This is a genomic window from Streptomyces sp. ATLC9, from assembly GCF_057196705.1.
This window is the reverse complement of the sequence record NZ_JBXUOY010000188.1, coordinates 1-10,745: the sequence shown is the minus strand read 5'-3', so window position 1 is coordinate 10,745 and position 10,745 is coordinate 1. Positions and strand designations below refer to the sequence as shown.

Genomic DNA, 10,745 nt, shown 5'->3' with positions numbered 1-10,745 from the left:
GCGCCCCCCCCCCCGCCCCCCCCGGCCGGTCCGCACGGCCGGTCAGTACGGCCGTGCGGCCTCCTGGTGGTCGAAGGCGAGCCGGTGCGCCTGCTCTCGGGGGAAACTGACGGTCTCCGGGTCCCCGTCGGAGGTATAGGGCTCGACCGTGCCGTCGTCCAGCTTGTCCAGCCAGGCCTCGGAGCTGTACGCGCCCTCCTCGGCGGCGGCCGCCTGGGAGCGGATGCGCGGGATGGCTCCGGGGTCGAGATCCGCGGAGTAGGGCGAGGGCGCGGGACTGCCGCCGGCCAGGTAGACGCCCTGGTGGCGGTAGCGCACGCCGCCGTACTCACCGGTGAGGGCGAGCTGCCGGTCGCGGGGCATGGAGCCGTAGGGAAGCGCCATCGAGACCACCGGCGAGTCGGGCAGCGCCTTGTCGATCAGCCACTGGTTGGAGGCGATGTCCCACTGGACCATCGCGTCGTCGGCGTCCCCCAGGACGCTGTGCTCCAGGGTGTGGTTGCCGATCTCGAACCCGTGGTCGTCCAGCCATTTCAGCGTCTTGCGGCCGCCGGGTTCGCCGAACGGGTCGGCGTTGACGAAGAAGGTCGCCACGGGCCGGAAACCCGGGTGACGCCCGGCCACGTCCAGCAGGATGTCCACCGCGGTGCCGGGGGCGGGGCGGCCGTCCGCGTCCAGCCGGAACTGGCTGGGGGTGGAGTCGTCGAAAGTGAGCACCACCGGGTGCGTTCCGGCGGGTATGTCCATCTCTCCGCCGGTGAACTCCCGTGCGGTGACCGGTACATAGCCCTCCCGCGCCAGCCGCTCCAGCTCGGCGCGGAACTCCTGGGGGGTGCGGTCGTCGACGATCTGGGGGTCTTCCGTGATCCGGTGGTACATGAACACCGGTACGGCGCCCAGCTCGTTGGCTCCCACCGCCCCGTCCCGCGCCCCCGCGGATCTGTCGCGCTGCGGGTTCTGGTGGGAGTCCCGCTGTGTGTTCCCCGGCGCCTTCGGCGCCCTGTCGTCGGGTGGGGCGGGAGTCCTGGGGCCGGCCGTCGCGGAACAGCCGGCCAGGACTATGGCGATCGCGGCCAGCGCCGCGCGGTCACCTCGGATGATGTGGCGCATGGTGCCCTCCGGGTGTCGGGAAGGGGACGTCCGGCCGTTCGCCGGGCCGTCTCCCCCAGGCTCCGGCAGCGCCGCGTTCTTCTCCTGTCACGCTCGGCCGATCGGCGGAGGGTGGGCCGTTCGGCCGTCACACGCGCGGGGTTCCGGTGGTTCGGGGTGCCGGCGGTTCCGGGTGGGCTCGGTTCGCGCGGTTCACCACCTGGGCGGGACCGGCGGCACGGACAGGACCGGGACCGCGGGGACGGCGGCGCGGGACGCGAGTATCCGCGCGGCGATCTCGTCCACCGAGGCGGGGTGGTATCCGCGCCTCGCGAAGACCTGGACCGCCACGTCGATGATCCGCTGTTCCCGGATCCGCCGGGGCACCCGTCGCCTGCGTTCGCCACTCACCCTTGTCGGCCTGTCTACCGTGCCATAATATTACCCGCCAGTAAATCTGCTCTCGGGTAAGGGGAGTGGAGGGGAGCCCCGTGACCAACGGCTTCAGCCGGGAACCGGCCGACCTCGCCGCCCTCGACCTCACCGCCGTCTCCCCCGAGGAGTTCGCACGAACCGTCGAGGGCCTGTCCACCGGGGAGATCACCGGAATCATGCGCGGCGAGCCGCGGATGCGCGTGCTCGACGAGGTCTTCCGGCGCGTGGAGCGGCACTTCCGCCCCGAACGGGCCGGATCACCGGAGGCCGCGGTCCGCTGGAGGATCACCGGGGAGACCGAGGTCGTCCGCGAGATCGCCATCTCCGGCGGCGTCTGCACGGTCCGCGAGGGATGCGGCGAGACCGACCCGCGCGTGACGCTGACCATGGGCGACGCCGAGTTCCTCAGGCTCGTCTCCGGTAACGCCAGCCCCGTGACGGTGTTCACGGCCCGCAGGCTGAAGCCGGCCGGTGACGTCGGCCTGGCCTCCGGCCTGACCCGCTACTTCGACATCCCCGGGGCGTGAGGAACGGACGCGGATCTCGAGCGGTTTCCGCCCCGGCCTCGCCGAGGGGCAGAGCGGCCCGCGCCAGTGGGTGATCGGCGACCGGAAGGCGTGGACCACCGACGGCGGCATCGCGAAACTGCACGCGGTGGCGGCCTCGGTGGAGTCGGAGCCCGGTGGAGCGGACGCACCGGGACGCGAACGGACACGTTCCGTTCCGCGCCCCAACTCGCGTTTCTCCCAAGCCCCTTGTGACCCACGTCGCCGCGTGGATAGACTCCCGCCCGCCGTGGTTCTCCCACGGTTTCTTCGCATGTGAACCATCAGATCCGGCCTTCACGGACACCTCGTGGAGATCGAGTGGAGGGGTTGCGCGTGGAACGAGGGCCGGTACGACGGAGGGCGGGTGCTTCACCCGCATTGATCCGCTTGGGCGCACAGCCCGCCGTCCCGCCCGCCACGCCGTACACCACCTCCCCTTCCGCGCCGCACCGCCGGTCCCGGCAGCGCCGGTGAGTCGGGCCGAGGCCGCCGGGACGGTGGGCGGCGGGCGCCGGCCCCCCGTCCCGGGCCGCGACGTACGGCTGCTGTGGTGGGCCAACAGCTCCGACGCCCTGGGCACCCAGATCTCCGGTCTGGCCCTCCCCCTGCTCCTGCTGGGTCTGGGGTACTCCCCCGCACTCGTCGGAGCGGTCGCGGGGGTCTCCACCGCGCTGGGGCTGCTGCTGGGCCCGTTCGCCGCCGTACCCGCCGACCGGGGCGCCCGCCGCCGCGTGATGATCCTCTCCGCCGCGGTGTCCGCCGCCGCGCTGGGGTCGCTCGCGGTGGCCCTGGCGGTGGACTCGCTCCACCCGGCGCATCTGTTCGCCGCGGTCCTCGCCGAGCGCGTCGCGACCTCCTGTCAGGAGGCGGCGGCCCGCGGCGCCGTGGCCCTGGTCTGCCCCGTGGACGACCACCCGAGGGTGGTCTCGCGGCTCCAGGCAGGCGAGCAGGGCGCCCTGGTACTGGGACCGCTGCTGGGCGGGCTGCTCTACCAGGCCGCCCGGTGGCTGCCGTTCCTGGCGGACGCCCTGTCCTACCTCGTCGCCGCGCTGTGTGTGCGCGGCATGCGCTCGGACCTCGCCCCGGCGGGGGCGGGGCGGCGGGACGCACCCTCCTCGCGGGCCCGGTGGGCGGCCTACGCCTCCGAGGCGGGAGCGGGACTCGCCCTGGTCCTGCGCTCCCCCGTACTGCGCCTGGTGCTGGTGTGGACGGCCGCCGCCGGCGGGCTGCTGGTCACGCTCCACTACACGGTCGTCTTCGCCCTCCAGGGGGACGGACGGGGCCCGGCCGCGGTGGGGCTGGTGTTCTCCGTCGCGGGCGCCGCCGGTCTCGCCGGGGCCCTGGCCGCACCGGCCGTGCTGCGGCGGCTGACCGCACCCCGGACGCTGGTGGCGGTCTCGTGGCTGGTCGTGCCGGCCACCGCCGGGCTGGCGGCCGGCAGCGGTCCCTGGTCGTACGGGCTGCTGTTCGGCGCGGTCTCCCTGCTGGTCCCGGCCGCCGTGGTGGCGCTCCAGACCCGCGTGCTGCGGGTGACGCCGCCCGAGTTGCTGGCCCGTACCGGAACGGCACTGGCCACCGCGGCGGGGATCGCCGCGGCCGTGGCGCCCCTCGCCGCGGGGACGGCCGTGGCCGGGGCCGGGGTCGTGCCGACGATCGCGGGGTGCGCGGTGCTGCTGGCCGTGCTCGCCGCGGGCACCACGCTGGCGGTGGCCCGCGGCACCCTGTCCACGCCCTCCCCCGGGCCGGTCGCCACGGCGAAGGAGGCCTCGTGAGCGCTCCCGCATCATCCGCGCCGGACGCGGGCCGCCCCGCGTCCGGCTACCGCGTCTACCGGCCGGTGCTGCCCGAGGTCTGTCCCGGCGACCCGGCGCTGATGGTGTTCACCGGCGACGCCGGCGGACGCTGCGAGGTCTTCGCCCTCGACGCCCGTACCGGCCGCACCCGGCAGGTCACCGACCATCCCGGCGGGACCCTGCACTGCGCCATCGACGCCGACGCCGCCCTCTGGTGGTTCCAGGAGGACGAGACCGGCCGCGGCCACTGGCTCCACCAGGGCTTCCACGGCGGTCCCGTACGGCCCGGCCTGACCGGCCTGCCCGACGGTACCCCGCGCGGACTGGCCGTCGGCGCCGGCGGGACGGTGGCCGTCGGACTCGGCGACGGGAGCGGTCTGACCGTCCACGTCGGCCGGCGCGGCGGCCCCGGCAGGCCGGCCCTGCGAGTGGAGGGGCACGCTGTCCTCTCCGGGCTCTCCCCGGACGGCCGCCTGCTGGTCGTCACCCGGTCCGCCTCCTCGGAGCGGGCCGTCACCGTCCACACCGCCTCCGGCGGGACGGTGGCGGAGCTGTCAGGCCGGGACGGCGGGCTGTGGGCGCTGGGATTCGCCCCCGCCGCTCCCCGCGCCCTTGGCGACGGCGGCGCGGACGGCGAGGCGGAGCTGCTGCTGGTGCGGCAGGACGGCGACCGCTACACGACCGCCACCTGGCATGCGGGGGGCGGGGTGCGACCGCACCGGTGGTGCGCCTTCGACACCGAGATCACCGCCCGCTGGTACCCCCGGGGACGCCGGTTCCTGGTGCGCCAGGACCGCCGCGGCCGCAGCCTGCTGTTCACCGCCGACCTGGACCGGCGGACCCTGACACCCGTGCCGGTGCCCCCCGGCAGCGTCCTGGACGCCGTGCCCCGGCCGGACGGGGACGTGCACTACCTGTGGACCGACACCACCACCCCGCCGCACGCCCGTTCCGCCTCCGGCGCCCCGCCGCCGGCCGCGGACTCACCCGCCGTCCGGGTGCCCGGGCGGCACACCGAGCTGTGGACGCCCGGGCCGGAGGGGGACGTCCACACCCTGCTCAGCCTTCCCGAGGAGCGCCCCGCCGTCCGCCCGCCCCTGGTGATGCTCGTCCACGGCGGTCCCGCCGACCACGACCGGGACGCCTACGACCCGACCGTGCACTCGCTGGTCGCCTCGGGCTTCGCCGTGGCCCGCGTCAACTACCGCGGCTCCACCGGCTACGGCCCCCGCTGGCGCACGGCGTACGGCCAGGGGGTGGGTCTGACCCAGGTGGCCGACCTCGTCTCGGTCCGGTCCCACGTACTGGCGCGCGGGCTGGCCGATCCCGGCGCGGTGGGACTGTGGGGCACCTCATGGGGCGGCTACCTCGTCCTGCTGGCGCTGGGCACCCGGCCCGGACTGTGGCGCGCGGGGGTGGCCGTCAAACCGCTGGCCGACTGCGCCACCGCCCACCGCACCGGCACGCCGGCCCTGCGCGCCCTGGACGAGGCGCTGTTCGGCGGCACCCCGGAACAGGTGCCCGAGCTCTACGCGCGCAGCTCCCCCGTCCACTACGCGCACCGGGTGCGGGCGCCGCTGCTGATGGCCGCGGCCCTCCACGACGTCAAGTGCCCGCCCGAGCAGGTCCGCACGTACCTGGCGGCGCTGCGCGCCTCGGGAGTGCGCCACGAGGAGATGTGGCTGGACTCCGGCCACGACGGCTACCTCGGCGGCGACCACGTGGCCCTGCTCCGCCGGGCGCTGGGCTTTTTGGACCGGGAGCTGCGCGGCGCCGGCCGGGTCACCGGCCGCGACCACGACTCCCCGCCCCGGCCGGGGCGGGGGCAGGACCGGCCGCCGGCACCGGCGGCCGGGAACCGAGTGGACCACGAGAGGAGGTAGCCATGCAGAAGGACGTCATCAACAACGACCCGCTGGCGGGCGACGAGGAGAACCGCAAGCCCTCCGTCGGCGTCACCGTCACCGTCCCGTTCCGCAACGCGGAGGACACCGAGGAGGAGTGACTCCTCACCGCCCGGCCCGGCCCTCACCGCCGGGCCGGGCGGCCGCCGGCCCTCGCCACCGCCCGCTTCTGGCCATATCTTCCGTACCGAGGAGCTGCCATGCGCGTCCTGCTGGTCAACATGCCCTGGTCACCGATCGATCTGCCGTCCCTGGCGCTCGGCATCCTCAAACGCAGCGTGGACGAGCGGGTTCCCGGCGGCCGGGCCGAGGTGCTGCACGCCAACCTGGAGTTCACCGACTGGATCACCGGCCGCATGGAGTTCTCCGGTGACGACTACGAGTACTACGCCCTGTCCTCCTACTTCATGGGATGCGGCGACTGGGTGTTCTCCTCCGCGCTCTACGACGATCCCGAGTGGCGGAGCGAGGAGTTCACCGCCGTGATGAAGGGGAGGCTGCGGTCCTCCCGTCTGCGGCTGACGCGGGAACTGCACCGGATCGCACCGGAGTTCGTCCGGGAGACCGCCGAGCGGATCGTGGCGTACGGACCGGACGTGGTCGGCTTCACCTCCACCTTCCAGCAGAACACCGCGGCGCTGGCCGCCGCCCGGCAGGTCAAACTGCTGGCCCCGCACATCGTGACCGTCATGGGCGGCGCCAACTGCGACGCCGAGCAGGGCGCCACCATCCACCGCAACTTCTCCTTCGTCGATCACGTGGTGCGCGGTGAGGGCGAGGTGGCCTTCCCGCGCCTGCTGACGGCGCTGGCCGAGGGGTCGGACCCGTCGGAGATACCGGGGCTGTGCCACCGCGGGGCGGACGGAACCAGCACCGCCAACCCGATGAGCACCTCACCGATGCCCCCCTCCGCCATCCTCCCGCCCGACTACACCGGCTACTTCGAGCGGCTGGCCGCCTCCGTGGCCCGCAACTGGGTGGAGCCCAAGCTCGTCGTCGAGGGGGCCCGCGGCTGCTGGTGGGGCGAGAAGCACCACTGCACCTTCTGCGGACTCAACGGCTCGTTCATGCAGTTCCGCAGCAAGAGCCCGGAGGTCTTCCACGACGAGATCATGGAGCTGGCCCGCCGGCACCGGGTGCTGGACATGTACGTCGTCGACAACATCCTCGACATGGGCTACCTCAACACGGTGCTGCCCCGCATCATCGACAGCGGGTACGACCTGCGGCTGCACATCGAGATCAAGGCCAACATGCGCCGCTCCCAGCTCCGCACCCTCGCGGACGCGGGCCTGATCTACGTCCAGCCGGGCATCGAGAGCCTCAACAGCCGTGTGCTGGGGCTGATGGACAAGGGGGTCAGCGGCTGCCAGAACGTGCGGATGCTGCGGGACGGCGCCGAGACCGGCCTGTCGGTCTCCTGGAACTACCTCCACGGCTTCCCCGGCGAGACGGCCGCCGACTACGAGGGGGTCATCGCCCAGATACCGGCACTGGAACACCTGGACCCGCCGGTCGACCTGTCCGCCCGCATCGCCATCGAGCGTTTCAGCCCGTACTTCACCCGCCCCGAGCTCGGCTTCTCCGGGCTGCGCGCCGAGGAGCACTACCGCTTCACCTACGACCTGCCCGAAGAGGAGCTGTACGACCTGGCCTATGTGTTCGAGGCACCGGCGCGCGGCATCGGTGAGGAGACCGTCAAGTCGCTCAACGAGGCGCTGGCCGCCTGGAAGAAGGCCCACACCGACAGCAGGCTCACCCACGCCGACCTGGGCGACCGGATCGTGCTGGTCAGTCGTCGGAGGCTGTTCGACTGGGGCGCGCTGGAGCTGACCGACCCGCTGGAGGTCGCGGCCTTCCGGCTGCTGGACCAGCCGCACGCTCCGGCGGCCCTCACCCGCAAACTCACCGCCCGGCTGCGGTACGCCGTGGAGGAGGACGCCGTGGCGGGGCTGCTGAGGCGCTGGCTGGAACTCGGTCTGGTCTTCGCGGAGGGCGGCCAGTACGTCCACGTGGCCCCCGCGGCGGTCAACGAGGACCTGCTGCGGCTGGACTTCATGCGCCATCTGCACGCCGCCCCGCGGGAGGGCGGCTCCGCACCGGCGGCGCGGCCGACGGCCGCTGTCTGAGGATTCCGCGGGCCGCCGAAGGCCGCGGACCACCGGCCACCGGCCACCGGCCGGGCAGGCGTACGAGGGAGAGGAAACGATGAGCACGACGACCACGGAACGCCCCGGCGGCCCGGCGCCGCTGACCGTCGCCGCCTGGCGCGACTACGACCCGCGGGCGTGCGCGCTGCCCGGCATGCGCCTGGACGACGTGCGCGTCGAGGGCCCGGTCGCGGCGGCGGTGGACCGGCTGTGGGAGGCGGGCGCCCGCCGGGTGCGACTGCCGCACCCGGTGGACCTCACCGCCGCCGGTGACCCCGGCGCCGCGGCACGCGCCGTCCGCGACCTGTGCCTGGTGCGCGACCTCACCGCACGCGCGGTGTTCGTCGAGTGGCGGCTGCGGCTGCCCCCGGAGCCCTCCGACGGCTGGCAGGTCCTGGGACACCTCCAGCCGCCCGGTGAGCTGGAGGGACCCGAGGACGCGGCCGGGGCGCTGGCCCGGTGGCGCCAGGGGCACTACCTGTGCAAGTGCCTGTGGCGGCAGGGGCCCGGTTTCGTGCAGATACGCGACCGCCGCTGGGGGGATCTGCGCCGCTTCACCGCCGACGGGCCCGAGTACCACGCGGCCATCACCGCGCTCGACCACGGCGCACGCGCCGACGACGTGCCGGCGCCGGTCCTGGCGGAGTTCCGCGAGGAGCGCCTGGTGGCCGACGTGGGACCCCTGGTGGTGTGGCTGCCCTACCGGGTGCGGCGGTGGATCCAGGAGGCCATGACCATCTGACGGCGCCGTGCCGCCGCGGTCCCGCCTCCGCGCCGAGCCCGCCGCGCCCGGCGCCTTCCCCTTTCCCCGCGCGCCGGTCCGGGAGGCATGCCGCCCACGCGGGAGACGCCGGGGCCGCGGCCCTGCGTGCGTCCGCCGCCGCGGCGGACGCCTGTCAGCCGAACGGGACGACGGCGACGGGCGCCTTGGAGTGGTGCATGACCGCGTGGGCGACCGGCCCGATGTGGAAGCCGATCGGCGAACGGCGGATGCGGCGGCCGACGACGACCAGCGAGGCGTCCTCGGAGGCCCCCGTCAGGTGGCGGGCGGCCCGGCCCACCACGGCCTGCGCCTTCACCTCGACGTCCGGGTACTTCTCCCGCCAGTGGCGCAGCGCGTCGTTCAGGTTGCGGGAGCTCTCCCGGGCCAGGTCGGTGGCCAGACGGGGATCGACGGCGACGGGGTCGACGCCGTAGACCAGCGGCGGGTTCCAGCCGTGGATGACCCGCAGCGCCGCGCCGCGCCGGGCGGCGGCCTCGAAGCCGAACTCGACGAGCTCGTCGGCCGGCCGGTACAGCTCCAGTCCCATGACGACGTCGCGCCGCGGGGCCGGGGACTCGGCGCCCTCGGGCCCGTCCTCCCTCGACGTCCCGGCCCGCACCAGCACCACCGGGCACTTCACACGGGCGACGGTGGCCAGGCCGACGGAGCCGACCAGGAAACCGGCCACGGGTCCCAGGCCGCGTGTGCCGATGACCAGCACCTCGGCCTGCTCGGCGACCGCGGTCAGCACCTCGGAGGGGCTGCCGGTGAGCTGGTCCGTGGTGATCTCCAGCTCCGGGTGGTGGTGGGCGAGGTCGTTCGCCGCCTCGCGCGGGATCCGCTGGGCCCAGTGCTGCCGGGTCTCGGGGTCGGCGAAGGAGTCCGGAGGGGTGAAGGGGTCGGGTTCCCGCACATGGACGAGACGCAGCGGCACCCCGCGCCGAGCCGCCTCCCGGGCCGCCCAGTCGGCGGCGGCCAGGCTCTCGGCGGAGCCGTCCACTCCCACGGTGACCGTACGTACCATCACAACACCTCCGTTGGCGGGCGGCTTTCCGCCGCTTTCGTTTCCGTGATCGGTCCGGGTACCCGTCTTCGGCAGGGGCCACCGGTCCCCGTCGTGCGGGTCCGGCCTCCCCCGGGCCGGTGGTCCGCTCCGGGACGGCGGGCTCACCGCGGCCGTCGCGGCCGCGGTCTCGCCGGAGACGAGTGCGGCCCGGGAGATGGAACTCCCGGTGTCCGCGGGTGTGGCCGGGGACCGCCATGTCACTCATCCCCTTCGCGGAAGTCGGCCCGCCGGTCGGGCACGTTCACACCGTCCCGCGGCGGCGGCCGGCGCGGCAGGGGCCCGCGGGTCCGTGCGAGGGGGCCGAAGGTCCCGCCCGCGGCCCCCGTACGGCCCCTGCCCCGGCGGGGCGGGAAATCCGACGATGACGACGAGGCACCACTTCCCGGCCGCGGGAGTACAACGGGAGTAGAGGCAGCGGCGGCGGACCGCCACGACACCCGGCCGGAAGCGGACGCCTCCGCGCGCACCACCCGTCTCACCGCCAGGGAGGCCCGTCATGATCGTCACTGCCAGCAACCTGCTCGGGGCGCTGCCCCCGGAGAACCGCGAGCGGCTTCTGGAGCTCGCCCGCGAGGTCTCCTTCCCCGCCGGCGCCCGCATCTCCGAGGAGGGCCACCGGGCCGACCGGTTCTGGGTGATCCGCACCGGCTCGGTCACCCTCGACATGCGGGTGCCCGGCCGCCGCCCGGCGGCGGTGGAGACCCTCTCCCACGGTGACCTGCTCGGCTGGTCCTGGCTCTTCCCGCCCTACACCTGGCAGCTGGGCGCCGAGGCGCTCAGTCCGGTGCGGGCCCTGGAGTTCGACGCCGCCCGGGTGCGGGAACTGTGCGACGCCGACCCGCTGCTGGGACGCGCGGTGGCCCTGCGGATGGCCGAGATCATCTCGCACCGGCTGCAGGCGGCCCGCACCCGGCTGCTGGACCTGTACGGGCCCTACGGCAGCGGCCCCCTGGCGGGGGGGGGGGGGGGCGGGGCGGGGGGGGGGGCCGGCCGGCGG

At 74.7% G+C, this 10,745-nt stretch carries 9 protein-coding genes; 6 read left to right on the top strand and 3 right to left on the bottom strand.

Features of this window, described 5'->3' with window-relative positions:
* Positions 1-42: 42 nt before the first annotated feature.
* A complete protein-coding gene (locus AC2CJA_RS18670) occupies positions 43-1,110 on the bottom strand; it encodes a polysaccharide deacetylase family protein (RefSeq protein ID WP_484603843.1) in 1,068 nt (355 codons plus the stop codon).
* 192 nt (positions 1,111-1,302) lie between these two features.
* A complete protein-coding gene (locus AC2CJA_RS18665) occupies positions 1,303-1,500 on the bottom strand; it encodes a TetR family transcriptional regulator (RefSeq protein WP_484603842.1) in 198 nt (65 codons plus the stop codon).
* 80 nt (positions 1,501-1,580) lie between these two features.
* Between AC2CJA_RS18665 and AC2CJA_RS18660 the strand changes: the two genes are divergently transcribed.
* The 5 genes from AC2CJA_RS18660 to AC2CJA_RS18640 all read left to right on the top strand — a co-directional run bounded on the left by AC2CJA_RS18660 (position 1,581) and on the right by AC2CJA_RS18640 (position 8,661).
* Positions 1,581-2,051 carry an SCP2 sterol-binding domain-containing protein gene (locus tag AC2CJA_RS18660; protein WP_484603841.1) on the top strand — a complete coding sequence of 157 codons (471 nt, stop codon included), beginning with the start codon at positions 1,581-1,583 and terminating at the stop codon, positions 2,049-2,051.
* Between the two features lie 491 nt (positions 2,052-2,542).
* Complete coding sequence (locus tag AC2CJA_RS18655; RefSeq protein WP_484603840.1) at positions 2,543-3,844, top strand: MFS transporter; 1,302 nt, start codon at positions 2,543-2,545, stop codon at positions 3,842-3,844.
* On the top strand, positions 3,841-5,748 hold the full coding sequence (locus tag AC2CJA_RS18650) for a S9 family peptidase (protein WP_484603839.1): 1,908 nt from the start codon (positions 3,841-3,843) through the stop codon (positions 5,746-5,748). The genes AC2CJA_RS18655 and AC2CJA_RS18650 overlap by 4 nt, the downstream gene beginning before the upstream one ends.
* Before the next feature lie 221 nt (positions 5,749-5,969).
* The gene (locus tag AC2CJA_RS18645) at positions 5,970-7,898 is read left to right on the top strand and encodes a RiPP maturation radical SAM C-methyltransferase (protein WP_484603838.1); all 1,929 of its coding nucleotides are present in this window, start codon (positions 5,970-5,972) and stop codon (positions 7,896-7,898) included.
* Positions 7,899-7,977: 79 nt separating this feature from the next.
* Entirely contained in the window at positions 7,978-8,661 is a 684-nt protein-coding gene (locus tag AC2CJA_RS18640; RefSeq protein ID WP_484603837.1) for a DUF5825 family protein, read from the top strand.
* Positions 8,662-8,815: 154 nt separating this feature from the next.
* Here the strand turns inward: AC2CJA_RS18640 and AC2CJA_RS18635 are convergent, their stop codons facing one another.
* Entirely contained in the window at positions 8,816-9,706 is an 891-nt protein-coding gene (locus AC2CJA_RS18635; protein ID WP_484603836.1) for a universal stress protein, read from the bottom strand.
* 538 nt (positions 9,707-10,244) lie between these two features.
* Between AC2CJA_RS18635 and AC2CJA_RS18630 the strand changes: the two genes are divergently transcribed.
* Positions 10,245-10,745, top strand: a 501-nt coding sequence (locus tag AC2CJA_RS18630; protein WP_484603835.1) for a Crp/Fnr family transcriptional regulator, incomplete at its 3' end; no start/stop codon positions are given.